This is a genomic window from Rhodococcus sp. NPDC127593 (genome assembly GCF_042671975.1).
GTDB lineage: Bacteria > Actinomycetota > Actinomycetes > Mycobacteriales > Mycobacteriaceae > Rhodococcus_F.
Genome location: NZ_JBHXWI010000005.1, coordinates 157,274 through 179,085, shown reverse-complemented (window position 1 = coordinate 179,085; position 21,812 = coordinate 157,274). Strand labels below are relative to the sequence as shown.

The following is a 21,812-nucleotide window of genomic DNA, read 5'->3' as shown; positions in this document are numbered from 1 at the left end:
TCGACGCCACGAGACTCTTGACGAGAGCCGGGTGCGTCCCCCTGCCCACGGGGCATGAGCAGGTTTCCTCCTCACCAGAAGAACGAAGGAATGCGATGAACGACAACAGTTTCCATGGCCGAACCGCTGTCATGTCCGGCGGAAGTCGTGGCATCGGCCTCGCGATCGCGCGCGCCCTCGCCAGTCGAGGGGGGAACGTTGTCCTGCTCGCCAAGACCGACACTCCCGACCCGCGACTGCCCGGAACCATTCATACCGCCGTCAGTGAACTGAACGAACTGGGTGGACATGCCGTGCCGGTGGTCGGTGACGTCCGCAACGGCAGCGACATCGCCCGGGCCGTCGACACCGCCCGCGACAACTTCGGTGGCGTCGACATCGTGGTCAACAACGCGAGCGTGCTCGACATCTCGAAGACTGAGGACCTCACGCTCAAGAGGTTCGATCTGATGCAGCAGGTGAATGTGCGCGGCACTTTCGCGCTGACCCGCGCCTGCCTGCCCTACCTGCAGAAGTCGGCGAGCCCTCACGTACTGACCCTCTCCCCTCCGCTCAACATGTCACCGCAGTGGCTGGGCGCCCACCCCGGATACATGCTCGCAAAGTACGGGATGACGCTGGCGGCGCTGGGGATCGCCGCCGAGTACGCGGAGGTAGCTCTGTCCAGCAACTGTCTGTGGCCGCAGACGACGATCGCGACAGCGGCCGTGGGCAACCTGCTCGGCGGCGACGCGAGTCTGCAGCACGCGCGGTCCCCGGAAATCATGGCCGACGCGGCAATCGAACTCCTCAGCCGTCCCGCCGGCACCGACAACGGCCGAACCCTTCTCGACGTCGAGGTTCTCGCCGAAGCCGGCGTCACCGATTTCACAAGCTACGGAGGTACTCCGCCCCTCGCGATCGACATCTTCGTCGACGCGGTGGTCTCCGGATGACATCCGGCCCCATCGAGCACCACCGCGGGCGTCCGGGGGTTGACACCACGCCGCCGCCGCGGACAATATATGCAAACGCTTAGAAAATAAGCATATGCTTAGAACTGAGGGGCTGCAGGTCCGCACCGACTGCCGTCCACCACGTCAATCGGTAGGAGTTACCCATGCCCGAGGCCGTCATCGTCTCCATCGCCCGTTCCCCGATCGGTCGCGCCATGAAGGGGTCGCTCAAGGGCATGCGCCCCGACGACCTGGCCGCGCAGATGGTCCAGGCGGCACTCGACAAGGTGCCCGCCCTCGACCCCACCGACATCAACGACCTGATCCTGGGCTGCGGCCTGCCCGGCGGCGAGCAGGGGTTCAACATGGGCCGCAACGTCGCGGTCCAGCTCGGCTACGACTTCATCCCCGGCACCACCATCACCCGGTACTGTTCGTCGTCGCTGCAGACCACCCGCATGGCCCTGCACGCGATCAAGGCCGGTGAGGGCGACGTGTTCATCTCCGCCGGCGTCGAGACCGTCTCCCGGTTCGTCAAGGGCAACTCCGACTCGCTGCCCGACACCCAGAACCCGCTGTACGCCGACGCACAGACCCGCACCGAGAAGCTCGCCCAGGGCGGGCGGCAGTGGGTCGACCCCCGCGAGGAGGGCCTGGTCCCCGACACCTACATCGCGATGGGCCAGACCGCCGAGAACGTCGCCCAGATCACCGGCATCACCCGCGAGGAGCAGGACCGCTGGGCGGTGCGCTCCCAGAACCGCGCCGAGGAGGCCATCAACAACGGCTTCTTCGCACGGGAGATCACCCCGGTCACCCTGCCCGACGGCACCGTCGTGACGAAGGACGACGGCCCCCGCGCCGGCACCACCTACGAGGCCGTCAGCCAGCTCAAGCCCGTCTTCCGTCCGGACGGCACCGTCACCGCCGGCAACGCGTGCCCGCTCAACGACGGCGCCGCCGCCCTGGTGATCATGTCCGACACCAAGGCCAAGGAGCTGGGGCTGACCCCGCTGGCCCGGATCGTGTCCACCGGGGTGTCCGGGCTGTCGCCGGAGATCATGGGTCTCGGCCCGATCGAGGCGTCCAAGCGGGCCCTCGCCATCGCGGGACTGGGCATCTCCGACATCGACCTCGTCGAGATCAACGAGGCGTTCGCCGTCCAGGTGATCGGGTCGGCGCGGGAGCTGAACATCGACGAGGACAAGCTCAACATCTCCGGCGGCGCGATCGCCCTCGGTCACCCCTTCGGCATGACCGGCGCCCGCATCACCGCCACGCTGCTCAACAACCTGACCACCCACGACAAGCAGTTCGGCCTCGAAACCATGTGCGTCGGAGGCGGACAGGGCATGGCCATGGTCCTCGAACGGCTGTAGGCGGCTCCGCCACCCGTGCGCCTTTTTGGTTGTTCCGGCTACCAGAAAGGCGCACGGGTGCGAAGCGCCTACGCCAGGCCGGACAGCGGCGGCGGGGTGTTCTCGTCGCGCCAGGCGATGGCCTCCTTCAGAGTGCTGAGGTCGTAGTCGGGACCGCCCACACCTACGGTGAAGAGGGTGACGCCGGCGTCGACTTGGGCTGCCGCGTCCTCGACACCCGGCCACGATGTGGAGTGCTGGATGCTGTCGGGGCTGCGTCCGGCATCCTGTGCGTACCCGGCGAGGATCCCCGACTTTCTCTTGTACGTGTCCATGTCGCTGAAGCTGTGCCAGATGTCGCCGTATTTCCCGACCAGCGGCAACGTCTTCTTCTCGCCGCCACCGCCGATGAGGATCGGAATGTGCCGGGTGGGTGCGGGTTCCAGCTTGCCGAACCGGGCGGTGATCCGCGGAAGATACTCGGCGAGCAGGTCGAGCCGTGACCCCGCGGTACCGAATTCGTAGCCGTACTCGTCGTAGTCGCGCTCGAACCAGCCCGAGCCGATGCCCAGGATCAGCCGTCCGCCGCTGATGTGATCGACGGTGCGGGCCATGTCGGCGAGGAGGTCCGGGTTCCGGTAGCCGGCACACGTGACGAGCGCGCCGATCTCCACTCGCTCCGTCTGCTCGGCGAACGCCCCGAGCATCGTCCAGCACTCGAAGTGGGCGCCGGCCGGATCGCCGTACAGCGGATAGAAGTGATCCCAATTGAAGACGATGTCGACGCCGGCGTCCTCGGCCCGCAGCACCGCGTCGCGGATCATCCCGTAGTCGGGCGCGTGCTGCGGCTGAAGTTGGACACCGATGCGAACTGGACGAGTCATTCGTGGCTCCTCGGAGTAGACGTTGGGCCTTCTCGATCCATAGTGCTCGCGCGACGGCCGGGCGCACAATGAACCCGCCGAGCGGACGATCTGAGCGGGCGAATGTGCCGTCCGACGCCTCAGGTGCGTCGAAAGGTACATCCACCCGGCGGTCGCCGCCTCAGTTCAGCCGCACCCCGCCCGCGAGGAGCATGGTCCGCAGGACGAATGCCGCCTCGGGGCCGATGATCTCCCCGACCAGGGTGAGGTAGCGGTCCACGTACTCCGGTCCGTGCGGCGCGACCGTCGGGTACTCGGGGTCGGACGGATCGAGGTGATGGGCGATCTCGTGGAGCACCACCAGTTCGCGGAACGCCCAGGCGCTCCCGTTCCGATGCTCGGGTACCGCGATTGTCGCGCAATCGTTTTCGTAGTGGGCGGCCTTGTTGCCCGACCGCGCGCGGACGTGAATCGGGGTGGCCGCCCGCGTCCATGTGGACCGCACCCAGTTCAGGGCGAGCACCCGGTCCACGTAGTCCTGCACCGAGTCGATCGACGCGAACTTGCGTTCCACCGGCAGCGTCACCTGCGACCCGAGAACGTCGACGACGCGCAGCCCGCGCTCGTCGGCGCGGTCGAACATGGTGCGCACGAGGGCTTCCGCGTCGTACACGGCGGTCCGCTGGGTGTCGCGGGGTCGCTTCACGACGGGATCTGCTTTCGGGAGGTCGACAGTTCGGGTGAGTTGCTCAGGCGGGCGGTCCGGGCGGCGCGGTCGCCGGCCCGGCGGGCGCTCGACGAATGTCCGGCGGACGCCCGCCCTCCTCGCCACATCCCGCGGGCCTGCGAGTTCTCCGAGTAGTAGTCCTTCAGCTCGAGCTGCTTGTCGCGCAGGACCAGCGCCGTCTCCGCCGACGACTCCAGCACGGACACTGCCTGCTCCTCGGCCTCCTTCTTCGCGTCGGCGAGGCGCTGCCCGATCCGCGCGGCGTAGGCGAGCTGGAAATTCAACCGGGCGGTGACACCGGCGACGGGGCGTCGCACCCGTGTCGCGACCCGGCGGCGTCCGCGCTTCTCGATTTGCGTCCGCACCGTCGTCTCGCTGCGGTACTCCCCCGACTTGATGTACGCGTCGGACGCCCGGACCATCTGGATCAGCAGGCTCGCGTACAGGGCCTCGCAGACATCGATGTCGCCCGCGAACCCGTATGCGTAGATGACGGCCGACGTCTGGGCGATGTCGCACTGGACGTCGTTGGCGGCGGCGATCACCAGGAACAGCTGCGCGTACGTCCGCAACCCCTTCTTGCCCGGTTCGCCGATCGTGATCAGGCGCTGCGTGGGAGTGGCCCGCTTCTCCCTGCCCGCCGCGTGTGCACGCGCCACCGCGAGGTCGATCGAGGCGGCGGTCGCGAGCCGTTGGGCGGCGGCCATGAAGGCCTCGCCCTCGTGCGGGTTGTCGGTGGATTCCGCCTGCCGGAGGAGCCCACCGATGCGGGTCAGCATCTTGTCGGAACTCACCAGGGGAGGCTAGCGCCCGTGCGCCTTTCTGGTCGTCGGCGCTACCAAAAAGGCGCACGGGCGCGAAGCGCCTACAGCCGCTCGAGGTCGTCGAGGATCAGGTTTGCGCCGGTGAGACCGATGCCGGTGATCCACACCCGGTAGTCGGTCTGGCGGACGCCGTCGCGTCGTGACGGCCCCATCTGCCCGACGAGTGCGGGGTCGATCCCCAGTTCCCCCGGTGCGGACGTGTTGGCGACGAACGCGATGTCGGAGTCGATCTGGGCGACGTTCTCGAGTGAGATCTCGGACATGTCGTTCTTCGCGTCCCACGGCTGTCCAGTGATGGTGTAGCCGGCCGCGGTCAGCACGGAACCGGAGAACGTGCCGGGTCCGTGGAGGCGCAGACCGTCGTCCATCACGCGGATGACGTGCGCGGTGCGGCCCCGGTTGGTTTCGCTCAATGCGGCGGTGCGGGCGTGGAACGCCGACAGCTTCTGCTCGGCTGCTTCCGTCTCCCCCATGGCCTCGGCGAACAACCGCAGCGTCCCCTGCCAGTCGACCGCCGGCGACACCGCGAACACGGTGGGCGCGATCGCCGACAGCGCGTCGTACAGGTCGCCGTGCCGCTGCTTGCTGCTGAGGATGAGGTCGGGCTGCAACGCGGCGATCGCCTCGAGGTTCGGTTCGGCGATCGACCCGACGACGGTGGTGCTGTCCAGTCCGCCGCCGAGGTAGGCAGGCAGCGCGTCGGCGGAGCCTGCCTGAGCCGCGCCGACCGGTGTCTTCCCGAGCGTGACGACGGTGTCGATGGGCAGGCTGTCGAGGGCGACGATGCGACTGGGCCGGTTGCTCACCGTTGTCGTGCCCATGGCGTGGGTGACGGTGCGGTGCCCGCTGCTGTCGCTGCCCGTTGCGGCGTCGGGTCGCGCGCATGCGGCGGTGAGGGCGGCCAGCGCGGCTGCTCCCAGCCCGGCACCGAATTCTCGTCGCGTCAGGGCGTCGACGATCTCCTGCCATTGGACGTCGGTGACATTCGGGAGCACGTAGCTGAACGCATCCTGGACCTCGATCTCGAAGGGGGTAGAAGGTAGGCGAACCTAACCTTATACAGTCTGTTGCGTGAGCGTGCAGACGACGACGTCGCCCGAGGGGTGGACGCCACCGGCGTGCGCGGCGCTTTCCCGGTCACTCCAGGAGCCGTTGTGCGGCACCGCGCCCCGGGTGCGGGGCTGGCTGCTGATCGAGCAACCCGGACCGTGGGGTCGCGACCGGCTCCGGCAGAGCCGCCTCGATCCGGTCCTCGGCGACGCGCTCGCCGTCCGGTGCGCCGATGAGGGGGTGCGTCCGGTGCTGATCCGCACCCGGCAGCGCCGCGACGTCGCCGCCGGACGTCACGTCTACCTAGTGCGTCCCGGACGCACCGAGGGCTGGGCGGAGCGACTGCTGGTGCGCGAGGACCGGGAACTGCTCGATCTCGACCTGGACCTCACGAATCTGCCGCCCGGCCGAGGGGAACGCCTCGACGCCACCGAATCACTCTTCCTGGTCTGTACCCACGGCAAGAAGGACGCCTGCTGCGCGTCGTTCGGACGCCCCGTCGTCACCGGTCTCGGCCACCGCGACGGACGGGTCTGGGAGTCGACGCACGTCGGCGGCGACCGGTTCGCCGCGACCGTGGTGTGCCTGCCGTCGGGCATCTACTACGGCCGGGTCACCGCGGAGGCCGCGGAACACATTGTCGCCGAGCATGATCGCGGACGGGTGGTGCTCGAACACTACCGCGGCCGGTGCACCGACGACCCGGTGCTGCAGTTCGCCGAGCACACCGTCAGGGTCGAGCGGTCGTTGCTCGGACTCGACGACGTGACCCCGCTGTCGGCGGTCCCGCGACCGGACGGCGACACCGACGTCCTGGTCCGGCACCCGGACGGCACCGACCGGGTCCGGGTGCGCACGACCCGCACCGAACCCCGCCTGACCGCCTGCAGCGCGGGTGTCGTGGACAGCCCGGACCGGTTCGAGGCGGCTCCGCCACCCGTGCGCCGTTCTGGTAGCTAGGACAACCAAAAAGGCGCACGGGCGCGAAGCGCCCCTGCGGCAGGAGGTCTCGTTACGGTCACACCCGCGACTCATGGTGTTCACGCGGCATTCACGCCCCCGACCCATCGAGGCGTTCATCCCCACCTGTGGAGAAACCTGTACATGAATGTGGCCAACGCGATTCGGACCGAGGGTAATTCGGCCGCATCGACATCGGTGGCGGCGCGAGGAGGACTGACGGCGGTTGTGCGAGCCGATCATCCGCCGACCCACAGGTGAGTGAGAAAGTGCGTCAACAGGTACATTTTCACGCACCTGTGCGCGGCGCCGGGTAGAAGGGACTTCGACGTTCATGGCCACAGTGACCTATGACGGTGCCACCTGCCTGTTCCCCGGCTCGGACAAGCCGGCCGTCGATACGCTCGACCTGAAGATCGAGGACGGTGAGTTCCTGGTCCTCGTCGGCCCGTCCGGCTGCGGCAAGTCGACGTCGCTGCGGATGCTGGCCGGGCTCGAGGACGTCCACAGCGGGCGGATCCTCATCGGTGACCGCGACGTCACCACCCAGGAACCCAAGGAACGCGACATCGCGATGGTGTTCCAGAACTATGCGCTGTACCCACACATGTCGGTGGCCGAGAACATGGGTTTCGCGCTCAAGCTCGCCGGCGCCGCGAAGGACGACATCCGCACGCGCGTCGAGGAGACGGCGAAACTCCTCGACCTCGAGCCGTACCTGGACCGCAAGCCGAAGGCGCTGTCCGGCGGCCAGCGGCAGCGTGTCGCGATGGGACGCGCCATCGTCCGGCAGCCGCAGGTGTTCCTGATGGACGAGCCGCTGTCCAACCTCGACGCCAAGCTTCGGGTGCAGACGCGCACCCAGATCGCGCAGCTGCAGCGCCGCCTCGAGACCACCATGGTGTACGTGACGCACGACCAGGTCGAGGCCATGACGATGGGCGACCGGGTGGCGGTGCTGAAGGACGGGGTGCTGCAGCAGTGCGCGTCGCCCCGCGACCTCTACAACAAGCCCGTCAACGTGTTCGTCGCCGGTTTCATGGGGTCGCCGTCGATGAACCTCTTCACGCTGCCGATCACGTCCGACGGCGTCGTGCTCGGCGACGCGACCATCCCGCTGCCCCGGCAGCTGCGTGCCGACAGCGACGAGCGTCAGGTGGTCGTCGGGATCCGCCCCGAACACCTGGAACTGTCGACCACCGGCATCCCGATGGAGGTCGCGGTGGTGGAGGAACTCGGATCCGACGCCTACATCTACGGCCGCAGCACCGTCAACGGGGAGACGCAGCAGTTGGTGGCCCGCGCCGACTGGCGGAACCCACCCCGCAAGGGTGACCTGGTGAAACTGCACGTCGACCCGTCCCAGGTGCACCTGTTCTCGGCGTCCGAGGGCTACCGGCTGAGCTGACCCCGCGGTGGCCGGAGCGGTTCCTGACCGATTCAGGTCGGGGGTAATGCGGGCCTTCGACGGTGTTCCATGCCACAGTATGTTCCGACACCGCGCCGGTGCCCCGAGTTCCGTCGTGCCGGTAACGGGTTCATCCACATCTACCTACGGGGAGACTCCATGGTTCAGATTTCGAGAGCGGTCCGGCGCGCCGCGGTGTTTGCCACCGCTGCCTCGCTGGTCACGCTCACCGCTTGCTCGAGCGACAGCGGCAGCGACTCCACGTCGGAGAACCTCGACGGTCGCGGACCCATCACGTACGTCGAGGGCAAGGACACAACCGAGACCGGTGTCGTCCGCCAGATCATCGACGCATGGAACGCCGAGCACCCGGACGAGCAGGTGACGTTCAAGGAGCAGTCGAACGACGCCGATCAGGCGCACGACGACCTGGTCCAGCACCTGCAGGCCAAGCAGTCCGACTACGACGTCGTGGCACTCGACGTCCCCTGGACCGCGGAGTTCGCGGCCAAGGGCTGGCTGCAGCCGTTGACCGGCGAGTTCGCGGTGGACAACACCGGAATCCTCCCCGCCACGGTCGACAGCGCCACCTACAACGGCACCCAGTACGCGGCGCCGAAGAACACCAACGGCGGCCTGCTGTACTACCGCAGCGACCTGCTGCCCGCCGCACCGAAGACGTGGGACGAGCTGGCCGCCGCGTGTGAGGTCGCGAAGACCAACAACATCGACTGCTACGCCGGTCAGTTCGCACCGTACGAGGGCCTGACGGTGAACACCGCCGAGGTCATCAACGCGTACGGCGGCTCGTTCGTCGGCGAGGACGGCAAGACGCCGACCATCGACAGCCCCGAGGCCCGCGCCGGCCTGCAGGTGCTGGTCGACAACTTCAAGGACGGCGACATCCCGGCCCAGGACACCACGTTCAAGGAGCCGGAGAGCCAAAAGGCGTTCGAGGACGGCAAGGCGCTGTTCCTGCGCAACTGGCCCTACGTGTACGGCACGGCCGACAAGGATTCGTCCGCGGTCAAGGGCAAGTTCGCGGTCGCCCCGCTGCCCGGCAAGGACGGCATCGGCGCCTCGACCCTCGGTGGCTACAACGCCGCCATCAGCGCGTACTCCGAGAACAAGGCGACGGCCCGCGACTTCCTCACCTTCCTGCAGGGTGAGCAGGCTCAGCGGATCATCGCCATGGGCTCGCTGCCGCCGGTCCGCGCCGCACTGTACGACGACCCGGAGATCATCGCGGCCTACCCGTTCATGCCGACGCTGAAGGTGTCGATCGAGAACGCCGTTCCCCGTCCGGTCACGCCGTTCTACCCCGCTGTGTCGAAGGCCGTGCAGGACAACGCCTACGCTGCCATCAAGGGTGAGAAGTCGGTGGATCAGGCGATCACGGACATGCAGTCCGGCATCCAGTCCGCAGGCTCGTAGAGCACAGGAGTGAACATGGCCGTTCCGACTGGGACCACCAGTGGAGCGCCGGCCCGTCCCGCGGCCGGGGATTCCGACCCCGGCCGCGGTTCGCGTGAGAAGAGCGAGAGCAGGCGGCGCTTTGGGCTGAGCAGTCGCCGCGCGTGGCTGTTCGTCGTCCCGACGCTGGCTGTGCTGGCCGTCGTCATCGGCTACCCGGTGATCCGGGCAGTGGTGATGTCGTTCCAGAAGGACGCGGGACTCGATCCGACGACCGGCATGTTCGTCGAGGGCGGCTGGGCCGGGTTCACCAACTACACGCACTGGATTCTGCAGCAGTGCACCTCCCCGAGCGGCGTGGCGGTGGCGTGCCCGCCCGGCACGCTCGGCTCGCAGTTCTGGTCGGCCGTCGGGAACACAGCGTTCTTCACCGTCGTCACGGTGGGCCTCGAGGTCGCGATCGGCCTGTGGATGGCGATCATCATGGGCAAGACGTTCAAGGGCCGCGCCCTGCTGCGTGCGGCGGTCTTGATCCCGTGGGCCATCCCGACCGCGGTCACCGCCAAGCTCTGGTACTTCATCTTCGCCTACGACGGCATCGCCAACCGCCTCCTCGGCACCGAGATCCTGTGGACGTCGGACGCCTGGCCCGCCCGATTCGCGGTGATCATCTCGGACGTCTGGAAGACCACCCCCTTCATGGCCCTGCTGATCCTCGCCGGACTGCAGATGATCCCGCAGGACGTGTACGAGGCGGCGCGGGTCGACGGCGCCTCCGCGTGGCAGCGGTTCCGGCAGATCACGCTCCCGCTGGTGAAGCCGGCGCTGATGGTCGCGATCCTGTTCCGCACGATGGACGCCCTGCGCATGTACGACCTGCCCGCCATCCTGACCGGCGGCAACCCCGCCACCACGACGGTGTCGATCCTCGTGGTCGACCAGGTGCGGCAAGGGTTCAACAGCGCGTCCGCACTTTCCACCATCACGTTCCTCCTGATCTTCGCGGTGGCGTTCGTCCTCGTGAAGTTCCTCGGCGCCAACGCCGTCGAGACTCAGGAAGCCCAGCGAAAGGGGCCGAAGCCGTGACCCATCGCGCCCCGGAGCTCGAACTCCCGAGCAGGCCCGTCCCCCGCAACCGTCCGAAGCGGTTCGCTTTCAAGAACTCCCGCATCTACATCGGTGTCGCGATCATCCTCGTCTGGGGGCTCGCACCGTTCTACTGGATGATCGTGACGGCGTTCCGCGACCCCGACTACACGTTCGACACCACACCCTGGCCCACCCACCTCACGCTCGAGAACTTCCAGAACGCACTGTCGACGAGCAGCGGCAACAACTTCACCCGGGCCGTCGTCAACAGCATGATCATCGGCGGAATCACCACCGTCGTCGCCCTCGCCGTCGGCATCTTCACCGCCTACGCGCTGGCCCGCATCGAGTTCCGGTTCAAGTACGTGGTGGTCGGCATCGTGCTCGGCGCGTCGATGTTCCCCGTCGTCGCCCTCGTCACTCCGCTGTTCCAGCTGTTCACGAACATCGGCTGGATCGGCACCTACCAGGCGATGATCATCCCGAACATCTCGTTCGTCCTGCCGCTCACCATCTACACGCTGACGTCGTTCTTCAAGGAACTCCCCTGGGAGCTCGAGGAGGCAGCCCGCATCGACGGCGCCAGCCGCGGTCAGGCGTTCCGTCTGGTGATGTTGCCGCTCGCGGCGCCCGCCCTGTTCACCACCGCCATCCTCGCGTTCATCGCGACCGTCAACGAGTACCTGCTCGCCAGCCAACTCTCCAGCGACGCCACCGAACCGGTCACGGTCGCGATCGCCCGGTTCTCCGGCAACGACCCGCACGTCGTGCCGTACGCGGCGATCATGGCGGCGGGCACGATCGTCACCATTCCGCTGGTGATCATGGTGCTGCTGTTCCAGCGTCGCATCGTGTCGGGCCTGACGGCCGGCGGCGTGAAGAGTTAGGGGCCGGTCGTGCATCCGGTGGCGAAGCGGCAGCGGCTCGAGGTTTTGATCGGCATCCTCGGGTTCTTCACGGTGATGGCGTTCATCGCCGCGGTCGTCGAGGTCGTCCGCGGCGACCCCGGCGTCACCCCCGCGGTGGTGTTGCTCGGTTGCCTGGTGCTGTCGGCGCTGGCGATCGTCGCCCGAAATCGGGTGCGCTGAAACAGTACGGTCGGTATGGATATTTGCTGAGCGTTAGCGCGGCGCGCGTCACACTGGAGGCCGTTCACATAACATACGTACGGGTGGGTGCGATGATCCTCCGTGACCGGATAACTGACCGGGAGTGTGTAAGTGAGCTCTGGCAACGACGAGACGGGCAATCATGCCCCCGATCCGGGGGCCACACCGCCCGTAGACGACGGTTCGGCTGACACGAGCACTCCATCACCGGACGGGACGAAGAAGCGCAACCGGTGGCGCACGGTCCGCCGCGTGAGCCTGGTCGTGATCGCATTGCTGCTGGTCGTCCCCTTTGTCGCGTTCCTGGTCAGTTACGTCCGCGCCGAGATCCCGCGCCCGTCGGACATGAAGACCAACCAGGTGGCCACCGTCTTCGCTGCCGACGGCACCACCGAGCTGACCAAGGTGATCCCGCCGGAGGGCAACCGCACCGAGATCGCGCTCGACGCCATTCCCCAGCACATCCGCGACGCCGTCCTGTCGGCGGAGGACCGCAACTTCTACTCCAACCCCGGCTTCTCCGTCACCGGGTTCATGCGTGCCGCCCGCGACAACGTCCTCGGCAAGGAAAGCGCGGGCGGCGGGTCGACGATCACGCAGCAGTACGTCAAGAACGTGCTGGTCGGCGCGGACCGCAACGTGTACCGCAAGATGCGCGAACTCGTGATCTCCACCAAGATGGCTCGCGAGTGGTCCAAGGACGAGATTCTCGCCGCCTACCTGAACACCATCTACTTCGGGCGCGGCGCGTACGGCATCGAGGCGGCGTCGCGCGCCTACTTCGACAAACCGGTCGGCGACCTGTCGGTGGCCGAGGGTGCGGTGCTCGCATCCGTGATCCAGAGCCCGTCCTACCTCGACCCCGAGGCCAACCTCGACCAGCTGCAGGCGCGCTGGAACTACGTCCTCGACGGCATGGTCGCGATGGGTGTGCTCAGTCAGCAGGACCGCAGTGCGGCGGAATTCCCGGTCACCGCGCCGTCCAACCGGCCCACCGACGCCAACTCCGCGCCGGGTCCCGACGGCCTGATCCGCAACCAGGTGCTGCGCGAGTTGTCGGATGCGGGGATCTCCGAGCAGACCCTCAACACCGAGGGGCTGCAGATCACCACCACGATCGACCCGCGGGCGCAGCAATCCGCGATCGACGCCGTCCACGACAACCTCGAAGGTGAGGATCCGGGGCTGCGGACCGCGGTCGTGTCCATCGACCCCCGCACCGGCGGTGTGCGCACGTACTACGGCGGCGAGGACGGCGCCGGCTTCGACTACGCCCAGGCGCCGTTACAGACCGGGTCATCGTTCAAGGTGTTCGGCCTGGCCGCGGCGCTGGAGCAGGGCATCCCCCTCTCCGCCCGCTTCAGCAGTGCACCGCTGACCGTCGGCACCGTGCAGATCGGGAATGTCGAGGGCGAGTCCTGCGGCACCTGCACCATCGCGGAGGCGACGAAGCGGTCGCTGAACACGAGCTTCTACCGGTTGATGATGTTGCTGGACAACGGTCCGCAGGCCATCGCCGACGCCGCCCACAAGGCGGGGATCCCGGAGTTCGTTCCCGGGGTGCAGGGCAAGACGCTCAGCGAGAACGGCGGCGAACCCGAGGGCGGCATCGTCCTCGGCCAGTACCTGTCGCGGCCGATCGACATGGCGTCCGCGTACGCGACACTCGCGGCGTCGGGCATCTATCACCAGCCGTATTTCGTGCAGCGGGTCGTGACCGCCGACGGCGTCGTGCTCCTGGACCGCGCACCCAGCCCGGGTGAGCGCCGGCTCGATGCCGCGGTGGCCGACAACATCAGTCAGGCACTGATGCCGATCGCCTCCTACTCGCGGGGCCACGCGCTGGCCGGGGGACGCCCGTCCGCGGCGAAGACCGGGACGGCGCAGCTCGGGGACACCGGTGAGAACAAGGACGCCTGGATGGTCGGTTACACGCCGTCGCTGTCGACAGCGGTGTGGATCGGCAAGGCCGATGCGACCGCCATCAACAACAGCTGGGGTGGGCTGGTCTACGGTTCGGGTCTGCCGTCCGACATCTGGAAAGACACGATGGACGGCGCCCTCGATGACACCGATTGGGAAGACTTCCCGTGGCCCGACCCGATCGGCGGCCAAGCCGGTGTGCCCACGTGGACCGGTCAAACCAGCGGCGACGGAACGGGAACCGGCACCAGCGGGGTTGTCCCGCCGCCCGGCGCGCCCACTCCCGCGCCCGTCGAGGTTCCGCCCCCGGCCGTCCCGGTCCCGCCCGTTCCGCCGGTGCCCGCACCAGTCCCGGCGCCGACCCAGATCGAAATCCTGCCGGGCGTCATCATCCCGCTGCCGGGTTAGCCGACGGGAAGCGCCGTGTCCCCATCTTGCTCAGGAGGGGGCACGGTCACGGGTCGAGCCGACTACTGCGTCAGCGAGATGGTTGCACCGCCGGAGAACATCGAGTCGTGCACTTCGATTGCCTTCGGGGTGGCGTCGACCGGAATGTCGAAGACGATGGTCACCGACTTGGTGATTCCCGGATTGATATCGCCGCCGATCGCGTTCTCGGCGTCGACATTGATGGCTGCCATGGTGTTGTTCGTGAACTCCCGGCCCAAAACGTCGACCAACGTCTGATTCGACCCGAAGTAGCTCTGCGGCTTGCCAGAGATGTTGGTGACGTTGACGTGAACCAGTATGAACTGGCCGTCCGCGTCCTCCGCGAGATACGGGTTGTCACCGATCGAGGACAGGCCGGTCTCGATGCCGGTGACGACGAACGCGAACTTTCCGTCATGAACCTCGGCACCGATTCCAGCTGTGGGCTCTTGCACCGCCGGGATGACAGTGGGCGCAGCAGCAGACCCTGCATCTGCTTCGGCGATCGGTGTGATCGCCTGCGTTGTCGAACTCGCGGAAGAGCTTTCCTCCTTCTCGCCGCCGTTTGCGAGGCTCGAGATCACGATGATCGCGACAATAATGCCAACGATCCACGGCCACATCTTCGTTTTCTTCGGTCCTTGTGGAGGCGTAGCCAGGGGCTGGTAGCCGGGAGGCGGGCCGTAGGGCGGTGGCGGAGTCTGGCCATAGGCTTGTTGGGGATTCTGACCGTGGGCGGGCTGTTGTGCTTGAGGGAACTGCTGCTGCGGCTGCGCTTGGCGCGGGTCGTAGGGCGGCTGAGGCGGGTAGGTCATGTGTTTCCTTAGATTAGGCGTGGTTCGCCCGCCTATTGCTCGAACCTACCGAAGGGGTTGTCTAAGGCGTGGCACAGTACTTGTACCAGACAAACCGGATGTAACAGATATCCTGTCGGTTGACTGAATGACATTCGTGGAGAGGGTATTTGGTCCCGAATCGGGCGTGGTCCCTCGGGGAGCCGGGGGTTGTTGTGACGATCCTTCAAATCAACTGGGCGGAAACACGTGGCGAATGGAAATCCGCCGCCCCGTCGAGCTGGAGCTCAGTCGGTGAATCCGTCGAAAAGCTTCGGCTCCGAAGGGAGTTCGAACAACCCGCCCTGAGGCCCTCGCTGGTTCCGGCTACGGTTCGGCAGCACCACGGCCCGCAGCGCGGCGCGGAGGCTTTCCTTGGTCTTGGCCCAGGCCCTCGCCTCGTCCTCGCACATGTCGGCCTCTTCGGGCTCCTCCTCGCGGGCGAGTTCCGCGTTGTGGCGCCACTCGATCTCCTGCTCGGAACAGAGCCGGAGGAACTCGAGGATGGTGTCGCGGTCGCGTCCGCAGATCTCCGCCACGTCGTCGGGATCGAGCCCGCTCTCGGAATCGAGGTGGATCAGCGTCACGAGGGCTGCGGGAAACTCGTCCTCGCATTCGTGCTCGGCGTACGAGGAGGTGGCTTCGGGAGTGGAATTGAGTTTGCCACCGAGCCTTTCGGCGAACGCGTCGTCGACGGTGTCCACGAAATGCTCGAACATCCGGAACACCGACACCAGGTGATCCGCCACGAACGGTGACCCGTCGACGCGCATGACGGCGACCACGTTGTCGACGATGAGCAGGAACTTGATGTCGGACCATTGGCGATTGAGGTCGGCGAGCGCCTCCGCGGTGCGCGTGCGATCGCTGATCGTGTGGACCACGCGGGCGAACACCTCGACGCGAGCGTCCTCCTCGATCACCCGCACATACGTGGGAAGGTCGCCGACCCAGACGAGGATGTCGCCGTCCGCGTCCTTGCCCGGCTCCTGCTCGAGCATGGATTCGACCGCGGCATCGACACGGTCGCGCAATCCGGCACCGTCGCGCAGCTGGGCCGGGACATCAGCGGTACCGAACTCCGGGGTCTCGCCCCGCCCACCGGTGATCGCCTTCAGGAACGAGGGATGCAGAAGGTCCCAGATCTCCCGGAACACGGTGACCGTCATCGACGCCAGCAGGTGGGCGTCCTCGCGGTCGGCGTCGAGGTAGTACGACGCGGAACCGTTGCCCTCGTCGACGTGCTCGCACAGGTCGGGGCGGTTCCAGCCGAGCTCGATCAGCCGATCGTGCTCCTCCTCGGTGAGCGCGCGCGCCGGGTGCAGGAAGCGGTTGGACGGCACCTCGCACCGCACCTTGTCGCCGGCCCAGGCGAAGAACCGCACGCACGCGGCGGTCTCGACGAGGCCGTCGTCGACGCTGTCGTACTGCGACTGCAGCACCAGTTCGTCGTCGTCCTCCATCGCGTGCACGTACCCGGTCAGACGGTCCTGGAGCTCGGTCCAGGCGTCGTCGATCTCTCGATCGAAAGTGTTGTCGGACATCACGCCTCCCTCGATGAATCCTGGGTGTCACCGTAGAGGGAGGGTCTGACAAGAAATCGAACACAAAGGCGAATGCACCTTTCATCGCCGTGAAGACGACGAAAGGTGCATTCGCCCGATAGTGCTGCGCGGTGGGTTACGCGTCGATGATGAACGCCTCGAGCTCGGTGCGAGCCTTGTCGTCCGCCATCTGGACCGGCGGGGACTTCATCAGGTACGCGGACGCCGGGTAGACGGGTCCGCCGATGCCGCGGTCCTTGGCGATCTTGGCTGCGCGGACGGCGTCGATGATGATGCCGGCCGAGTTCGGGGAGTCCCAGACCTCGAGCTTGTACTCCAGGTTCAGTGGAACGTCACCGAAGGCGCGACCCTCGAGGCGGACGTACGCCCACTTGCGGTCGTCGAGCCAGCCGACGTGATCCGACGGGCCGATGTGCACGTTGCCCGGACCGAGGTCGCGGGTCAGGTTCGACGTCACGGCCTGCGTCTTGGAGATCTTCTTCGACTCCAGGCGATCACGCTCGAGCATGTTCTTGAAGTCCATGTTGCCGCCGACATTCAGCTGCATGGTGCGGTCGAGCTGCACGCCGCGGTCTTCGAAGAGCTTCGCCATCACGCGGTGGGTGATGGTGGCACCGACCTGCGACTTGATGTCGTCACCGACGATCGGGACGCCGGCGTCCTTGAACTTCGCAGCCCACTCGGGGTCGGAGGCGATGAACACGGGCAGGGCGTTGACGAACGCGACATCCGCGTCGATGGCGCACTGGGCGTAGAACTTGTCGGCGTTCTCGGAACCCACGGGCAGGTACGAGACCAGGACGTCGACCTTGGCGTCCTTCAGAGCCTTGACGACGTCGACGGGCTCGGCCTCGGAGATCTCGATGGTCTCGGCGTAGTACTTGCCGATGCCGTCGAGGGTGGGCCCGCGCAACACCGGAACGTCGGCCGGCGGGACGTCGGCGATCTTGATGGTGTTGTTCTCGCTGGCGAAGATGGCCTCGGAGAGGTCGAATCCGACCTTCTTGGCGTCGACGTCGAACGCGGCGACGAACTGGACGTCGCGCACGTGGTACTTGCCGAACTTGACGTGCATGAGGCCGGGAACGGTCGCCGTCTCGTCGGCATCCTTGTAGTACTGCACGCCCTGAACCAAGGACGAGGCACAGTTCCCCACGCCCACAATGGCCACGCGCACCGCGGTGCTGTTCTCACCCATGGTCGGGTTCTCCTTTTTTCTTAGGTGTTGCTGTCGATTGCTCGGCGGCGATCAGCTCGTTGAGCCAGCGCACTTCACGCTCGCTGGATTCGAGACCGAGCTGGTGGAGCTGCTTGGTGTAGCGATCCAGCGTGCCGCTCGCTTTTCCGATCGCGTCGCGAAGTGCCTCCCGGCGCTCCTCGACCTGGCGTCGTCTGCCTTCGAGAATCCGCATCCGCGCCTCTGCGGGAGTGCGGCTGAAGAAGGCGAGATGAACGCCGAATCCGTCATCGGTGTAGTTCTGCGGACCCGTGTCGGCGACCAGTTCCTTGAACCGCTCCTTGCCGATCGGCGTGAGCTGATAGACGCGGCGGGCGCGACGCTTGACGGTCCCCGGAGGGCCTGCGTCCTCGGCGATCAAACCGTCTGCCTGCATGCGTCGAAGCGTCGGGTAGAGGGAACCGTAGGAAAAGGCGCGAAATGCACCCAGCAGCCCCGTCAACCGTTTGCGCAGCTCGTATCCGTGCATGGGTGACTCGTGGAGCAGCCCGAGAATTGCCAATTCGAGCACGTCCACCCCCTGAGTCGCCCGACCTAACCGTGTGATGCGATTCAAAACTATATCGCACCGATATATAGGACGATACGCCCGCTCGATACATGAGACAAGCCGTCACAGGTTGTTAACGGAGGTCCGGGCGGCCGGCTGTGTCGCCGAATGTCGCAGCGGTGCCGTCTGACCGAACGGATGTCACATCGGGCGACGGGCGCGACGGACGCTCAGCCCTCGTACGGGTAGATGTCGAACGGTTCGCCGTCGAATCCGACGACCATGTGTCCGGTGTGGCCGGCGGCGTTCTCGACGTGGATGGAGATGGCCGGCGGTCCGTCGTCGGACCCGGGTTCGTACCGGAAGGAGACGATCTCCACCGCGCCGTCGGGGACGCGCAGGGTTTCGGGTGCTCCGGCGAGCAGTCCTGCGATCGCGACCTGGTCGACGGTGCCGAGGTCGAAGGACTTCTCGTCGTCGGATCGGGTGGAGGAGCCGCCCCAGTCGTCGAATTCGCCGTCGTAGAGGTAGGAGTCGGATTGCCGGGCGTTGCCGGTGGACGGCCGGTCGAAGACGGCGTGGGCGGGGTAGAGGCCGAGTTCGTCGGCGACGGTGTCGCCGTATTCGGCGCGGTATTCGTCGAGGAAGAAGTGCAGGCCGGCGCCGGTGGTCAGGTTCGGCACCGACTTCGACGGGCCGATGTCGCTGTTCACGACGGCTCCGGCGATGCCGCCCACGGCGGCCGCGGCGACCACGAGGACCGCGGCGTACACCCATCGTCGCGACGATCGGCGGCGTCGCGGGGACACGACGGGGCTGGCCGCGAGCCGACTGGGGATCTGGAGGTCCCCGACGAGGCGGTCGAGTTCGTCGAACGTCTTCGCCCGCATCGCCGTGGAGGTGCGGGAGGCGTGTTCCTCCGCGGACAGTTGCCCGTCGGCGAGTGCGGCGTCGAGCATTCCGCAGGCGTCGGCGCGGTCGGAGTCGCGGGCGCGGATACCGGCGAGTGTGGTCCTGGGCATCTGCGTCCTATCGGCCGAAGGGATAGACGCTCAGTGGCTCACCGGACGGGGCGAGTTCCATGTGTCCGCTCTCGCTGAACTCGTTGGTCACGTAGATCGACACGGTGGGGCCGTCGTCGTCGGCCTCGAACGAGATGTGGCTGACTTCTCCGTCGGGGACGTTGAGGCTCACCGGGGCGCCCACGACCGTTCCGCCGATCTTGTCGAGGTTCAGCGTCGACAGGTCGAACACTGGTGTGTCGACCTTCCGGGTGGTCGGGGTTCCCGACGGCGTGAACCCCCCGCGGTAGTCGTAGCTCACCATCCGGTTCGGTTCGAGGGGTAGCGCGCGTTCCATACTCGCGTGGCCGCCCTCGTAGAGCGTGAGGTCGTCGACGATCAGGTCGCCGAACTTGGCGCGGTACCGGTCGAGGAACAGCTTCATGCCCTCGGGGGTGACGGGATTAGGTGTCGCGACGACCAGCGGTTCGACGGAATCGAAATCGACCTGCTGCGCGACGGGCGTCACGGTGGCCTGCGCGTCGTCGCTGTCGACGAGCGTGAAGGCGCCGACGGCCGCCACGATTGCGGCGACGGCGACGGCGGCCGGGAACCAGTGCTTGGCGGTGTCGCGTGGGGGACGTGCGTCCGGTGGTGCGTCGGCGGGTCGTTGCAGGTCGCTGACCAGGACCTCGAGGTCGGCGAGGGTGCGCGCCTCCGCGGCGAGGTCGGACATCGCGCGGTGTTCCGCGTCGTCGATCTGGCCGTCGCCGAACGCGGCGTCGACCAGTGCGGACGTGTTGGCTCGATCGATGTCGCGTGCCCGCGTGTTCGGTGGGTATCGGCTGGCCACGGGAGGATCTTAGGGGAGACAAGCCCTAACTCGCTGGGTTCACCTGCCATACGTCTCCGCCGACCGTCGCCCGCAGGTAGCCCCCACCGGTCTGTTGCTTGTCGTAGACGTACACGTTGATCGTCGGTCCCTTGCCGCCGTCGGCGAGGAGAACGTGCCCGATGGTGCCGTCCGGGACTCCGACCAGCCGCGGTGCGTCGGCGATGAGCGCGACGAGTGCGGGGACGTCGACCTGAGCGAGGTCGACCTCACCGGTTCCGGGAAGGCGTTGCGTGCGGATGCCCGACGTCTTGAACCCGCCGCGGAAGTCGTACCGGTCGACCTTGTCGGGCGCGTCCGGGGCGGTCCGCGACAGGATCGCGTACTTGTCGTACAACCCCAGTTCGTGGACGGTGAGGTCGCCGAACTTCTGCCGGTACTGCTCGAAGAGGGCGTAGATCCCGTCCTGGGTGAGGGGCTGCGCCTGGCCCACGATGATCGGCTCCACCGCGGGCACCTCGACCTCCGGCTGGACAAGGGGCTTCTCGACCTGCACCGGGACCGGTGGGGTGACGGGGTCCGGACCGTCCTGCTCGGTGAGCGCGAGACCGATCGCGCCGACCGCGATCACGGCCCCGCACGCGATCGCGATCCGCAGTGCCCGGCGGGGTGATCCCGATGCCCGGACAGGTGCCTGAGCGGTGATCGACGACGGCAGCTGCAGGTCGCTGATCAGCAGGTTCAGCTCGGCGAGGGTCTTCGCCGACATGGCCTGAGCGGTGCGGTCGTGGTACTCGTCGGCGCCCAGTTGCCCGTCGGCGTAGGCGGCGTCGAGCTGGCTGCATGCGTTGACCCGATCGAGGTCACGTGCGCGAGTCTGCGAGGACGGTCCTGAGGCCACACCGGCATCGTAGTGCGGCAACCGTGTTTGACCAGCGTCACTCGACCGACCCCTTCTCTCCAGACGCGACGCACGTACTCTGGTCTCCGTGCGGATACAGCGGCAGGTGGTGGACTATGCGCTTCAGCGCCGGTCTCTCCTGGCCGAGGTCTACTCGGGCAGGACGGGTGTCACGGAGGTGTGTGACGCCAGCCCCTACCTGCTTCGTGCCGCAAAGTTCCACGGCAAGGGCAGTGACGTGGTGTGCCCGATCTGCCGTAAGGAGCAGTTGACTCTGGTCTCCTGGGTCTTCGGTGACAAGTTGGGCCCGGTGTCGGGTTCGGCTCGTACGGCCGAGGAGCTGGTGCGTCTCGCGTCCACTCAGGAGGAGTTCTCGGTTCACGTGGTCGAGGTGTGCCGGACATGCAGCTGGAACCATTTGGTCCAGTCCTATGTTCTCGGTACCGTGCCCGAACCGAAACGGCCCAGGCGGTCGTCGCCACGGCCGCGGCCTCCGAGCCGTCGTACCGCGAGCGAGTAGACACGCCCGAACACGGACGCGGGCAGAAGAGTGCCCACAGACGTAACGCAGGACTGAAGCCGGTCCACAACCACTGGAGATTTGTACGTGAGTTCCCCCCGCAGCAACGCCCCGGGTGATCGACCGAACGGACCGAGACGACCGAGTGGCCCCCCGCCACAGGGGCGCCCCGGAGGTCCACCACCCCGCGGCGGACAGCCTGCGGGTGGGCCCCCGCCGCAATCGGGCGGCATGCCGCCGCGACGGATGCCGCCCCCGCCCCCGCAGGGTGGTGGCCGTCCCCCCGGCCCGCCGCCTCGTCGTCCCGGTCCGCCGCCGCAGGGCGGTGGCCGTCCGCCGGGTCCC

21 protein-coding genes are annotated in these 21,812 nt (G+C 67.2%); 10 read left to right on the top strand and 11 right to left on the bottom strand.

Translation table 11 applies throughout. The annotated features are described in order from the left end of the window. Nucleotides 1-95 precede the first annotated feature (95 nt). Complete coding sequence (locus tag ACFVJ3_RS06305) at nt 96-935, top strand: SDR family oxidoreductase (protein ID WP_378451248.1); 840 nt, start codon at nt 96-98, stop codon at nt 933-935. A 164-nt stretch (nt 936-1,099) separates the two neighbouring features. Next, nucleotides 1,100-2,314, top strand: a complete 1,215-nt coding sequence (locus tag ACFVJ3_RS06300) for an acetyl-CoA C-acetyltransferase (RefSeq protein WP_378451247.1) — start codon at nt 1,100-1,102, stop codon at nt 2,312-2,314. Between the two features lie 68 nt (nt 2,315-2,382). Here the strand turns inward: ACFVJ3_RS06300 and ACFVJ3_RS06295 are convergent, their stop codons facing one another. From ACFVJ3_RS06295 to ACFVJ3_RS06280, 4 genes are all read right to left on the bottom strand, one after another. Next, nucleotides 2,383-3,177 carry an LLM class F420-dependent oxidoreductase gene (locus ACFVJ3_RS06295; RefSeq protein WP_378451246.1) on the bottom strand — a complete coding sequence of 265 codons (795 nt, stop codon included), beginning with the start codon at nt 3,175-3,177 and terminating at the stop codon, nt 2,383-2,385. 160 nt (nt 3,178-3,337) lie between these two features. Further along, the gene (locus ACFVJ3_RS06290) at nt 3,338-3,862 is read right to left on the bottom strand and encodes a TIGR04338 family metallohydrolase (protein WP_378451245.1); all 525 of its coding nucleotides are present in this window, start codon (nt 3,860-3,862) and stop codon (nt 3,338-3,340) included. Further along, nucleotides 3,859-4,677, bottom strand: coding sequence for a DUF2786 domain-containing protein (locus ACFVJ3_RS06285; protein WP_378451244.1), 819 nt, complete (start codon nt 4,675-4,677; stop codon nt 3,859-3,861). Before ACFVJ3_RS06285 ends, ACFVJ3_RS06290 begins: the two co-directional genes overlap by 4 nt. A 71-nt stretch (nt 4,678-4,748) precedes the next feature. Then, nucleotides 4,749-5,702 carry an ABC transporter substrate-binding protein gene (locus tag ACFVJ3_RS06280; RefSeq protein WP_378451243.1) on the bottom strand — a complete coding sequence of 318 codons (954 nt, stop codon included), beginning with the start codon at nt 5,700-5,702 and terminating at the stop codon, nt 4,749-4,751. 76 nt (nt 5,703-5,778) lie between these two features. On the opposite strand from ACFVJ3_RS06280, the gene ACFVJ3_RS06275 reads away from it, so the two are divergent. The 7 genes from ACFVJ3_RS06275 to ACFVJ3_RS06245 all read left to right on the top strand — a co-directional run bounded on the left by ACFVJ3_RS06275 (nt 5,779) and on the right by ACFVJ3_RS06245 (nt 14,067). Continuing rightward, nucleotides 5,779-6,717, top strand: coding sequence for a sucrase ferredoxin (locus tag ACFVJ3_RS06275; protein WP_378451242.1), 939 nt, complete (start codon nt 5,779-5,781; stop codon nt 6,715-6,717). 334 nt (nt 6,718-7,051) lie between these two features. After that, complete coding sequence (locus tag ACFVJ3_RS06270) at nt 7,052-8,125, top strand: ABC transporter ATP-binding protein (protein WP_378451241.1); 1,074 nt, start codon at nt 7,052-7,054, stop codon at nt 8,123-8,125. A 159-nt stretch (nt 8,126-8,284) separates the two neighbouring features. After that, nucleotides 8,285-9,559 carry an ABC transporter substrate-binding protein gene (locus tag ACFVJ3_RS06265; RefSeq protein ID WP_378451240.1) on the top strand — a complete coding sequence of 425 codons (1,275 nt, stop codon included), beginning with the start codon at nt 8,285-8,287 and terminating at the stop codon, nt 9,557-9,559. 15 nt (nt 9,560-9,574) lie between these two features. Continuing rightward, the gene (locus ACFVJ3_RS06260) at nt 9,575-10,624 is read left to right on the top strand and encodes a carbohydrate ABC transporter permease (protein WP_378451239.1); all 1,050 of its coding nucleotides are present in this window, start codon (nt 9,575-9,577) and stop codon (nt 10,622-10,624) included. Continuing rightward, complete coding sequence (locus ACFVJ3_RS06255; RefSeq protein WP_378451238.1) at nt 10,621-11,514, top strand: carbohydrate ABC transporter permease; 894 nt, start codon at nt 10,621-10,623, stop codon at nt 11,512-11,514. The genes ACFVJ3_RS06260 and ACFVJ3_RS06255 overlap by 4 nt, the downstream gene beginning before the upstream one ends. Before the next feature lie 9 nt (nt 11,515-11,523). Next, nucleotides 11,524-11,715, top strand: coding sequence for a hypothetical protein (locus tag ACFVJ3_RS06250; RefSeq protein WP_378451237.1), 192 nt, complete (start codon nt 11,524-11,526; stop codon nt 11,713-11,715). 132 nt (nt 11,716-11,847) lie between these two features. Next, complete coding sequence (locus tag ACFVJ3_RS06245; RefSeq protein WP_378451236.1) at nt 11,848-14,067, top strand: transglycosylase domain-containing protein; 2,220 nt, start codon at nt 11,848-11,850, stop codon at nt 14,065-14,067. 62 nt (nt 14,068-14,129) lie between these two features. Here ACFVJ3_RS06245 and ACFVJ3_RS06240 read toward each other — a convergent pair whose 3' ends face one another. The 7 genes from ACFVJ3_RS06240 to ACFVJ3_RS06210 all read right to left on the bottom strand — a co-directional run bounded on the left by ACFVJ3_RS06240 (nt 14,130) and on the right by ACFVJ3_RS06210 (nt 20,947). Continuing rightward, a complete protein-coding gene (locus tag ACFVJ3_RS06240) occupies nt 14,130-14,903 on the bottom strand; it encodes a DUF4352 domain-containing protein (protein ID WP_378451235.1) in 774 nt (257 codons plus the stop codon). A 266-nt stretch (nt 14,904-15,169) separates the two neighbouring features. Next, nucleotides 15,170-16,465 (bottom strand): hypothetical protein, encoded by a 1,296-nt coding sequence (locus ACFVJ3_RS06235; RefSeq protein ID WP_378451234.1) that lies wholly within the window; start codon nt 16,463-16,465, stop codon nt 15,170-15,172. A 136-nt stretch (nt 16,466-16,601) separates the two neighbouring features. Next, nucleotides 16,602-17,684: an inositol-3-phosphate synthase gene (locus ACFVJ3_RS06230; protein ID WP_378451233.1), complete on the bottom strand. Its 1,083-nt coding sequence runs from the start codon at nt 17,682-17,684 to the stop codon at nt 16,602-16,604. After that, a complete protein-coding gene (locus tag ACFVJ3_RS06225; protein WP_005264441.1) occupies nt 17,677-18,234 on the bottom strand; it encodes a PadR family transcriptional regulator in 558 nt (185 codons plus the stop codon). Before ACFVJ3_RS06225 ends, ACFVJ3_RS06230 begins: the two co-directional genes overlap by 8 nt. 209 nt (nt 18,235-18,443) lie before the next feature. Continuing rightward, nucleotides 18,444-19,235, bottom strand: coding sequence for a DUF1707 domain-containing protein (locus tag ACFVJ3_RS06220; RefSeq protein WP_378451232.1), 792 nt, complete (start codon nt 19,233-19,235; stop codon nt 18,444-18,446). 7 nt (nt 19,236-19,242) lie between these two features. Beyond that, nucleotides 19,243-20,067, bottom strand: coding sequence for a DUF1707 domain-containing protein (locus ACFVJ3_RS06215; protein ID WP_378451231.1), 825 nt, complete (start codon nt 20,065-20,067; stop codon nt 19,243-19,245). Between the two features lie 25 nt (nt 20,068-20,092). Continuing rightward, nucleotides 20,093-20,947, bottom strand: coding sequence for a DUF1707 domain-containing protein (locus ACFVJ3_RS06210; RefSeq protein ID WP_378451230.1), 855 nt, complete (start codon nt 20,945-20,947; stop codon nt 20,093-20,095). Nucleotides 20,948-21,035: 88 nt separating this feature from the next. Between ACFVJ3_RS06210 and ACFVJ3_RS06205 the strand changes: the two genes are divergently transcribed. After that, nucleotides 21,036-21,467: a DUF5318 domain-containing protein gene (locus tag ACFVJ3_RS06205; protein ID WP_029539769.1), complete on the top strand. Its 432-nt coding sequence runs from the start codon at nt 21,036-21,038 to the stop codon at nt 21,465-21,467. Nucleotides 21,468-21,812 lie beyond the last annotated feature (345 nt).

Excerpts from the sequence above, each read along its gene's own strand:
- ACFVJ3_RS06305 (WP_378451248.1), top strand. The coding sequence starts at position 96 with ATGAACGACAACAGTTTCCATGGCCGAACCGCTGTCATGTCCGGCGGA.
- ACFVJ3_RS06300 (WP_378451247.1), top strand. The coding sequence starts at position 1,100 with ATGCCCGAGGCCGTCATCGTCTCCATCGCCCGTTCCCCGATCGGTCGC.
- ACFVJ3_RS06295 (WP_378451246.1), bottom strand. The coding sequence starts at position 3,177 with ATGACTCGTCCAGTTCGCATCGGTGTCCAACTTCAGCCGCAGCACGCG.
- ACFVJ3_RS06270 (WP_378451241.1), top strand. The coding sequence starts at position 7,052 with ATGGCCACAGTGACCTATGACGGTGCCACCTGCCTGTTCCCCGGCTCG.
- ACFVJ3_RS06265 (WP_378451240.1), top strand. The coding sequence starts at position 8,285 with ATGGTTCAGATTTCGAGAGCGGTCCGGCGCGCCGCGGTGTTTGCCACC.
- ACFVJ3_RS06260 (WP_378451239.1), top strand. The coding sequence starts at position 9,575 with ATGGCCGTTCCGACTGGGACCACCAGTGGAGCGCCGGCCCGTCCCGCG.
- ACFVJ3_RS06240 (WP_378451235.1), bottom strand. The coding sequence starts at position 14,903 with ATGACCTACCCGCCTCAGCCGCCCTACGACCCGCGCCAAGCGCAGCCG.
- ACFVJ3_RS06235 (WP_378451234.1), bottom strand. The coding sequence starts at position 16,465 with ATGTCCGACAACACTTTCGATCGAGAGATCGACGACGCCTGGACCGAG.
- ACFVJ3_RS06230 (WP_378451233.1), bottom strand. The coding sequence starts at position 17,684 with ATGGGTGAGAACAGCACCGCGGTGCGCGTGGCCATTGTGGGCGTGGGG.
- ACFVJ3_RS06220 (WP_378451232.1), bottom strand. The coding sequence starts at position 19,235 with ATGCCCAGGACCACACTCGCCGGTATCCGCGCCCGCGACTCCGACCGC.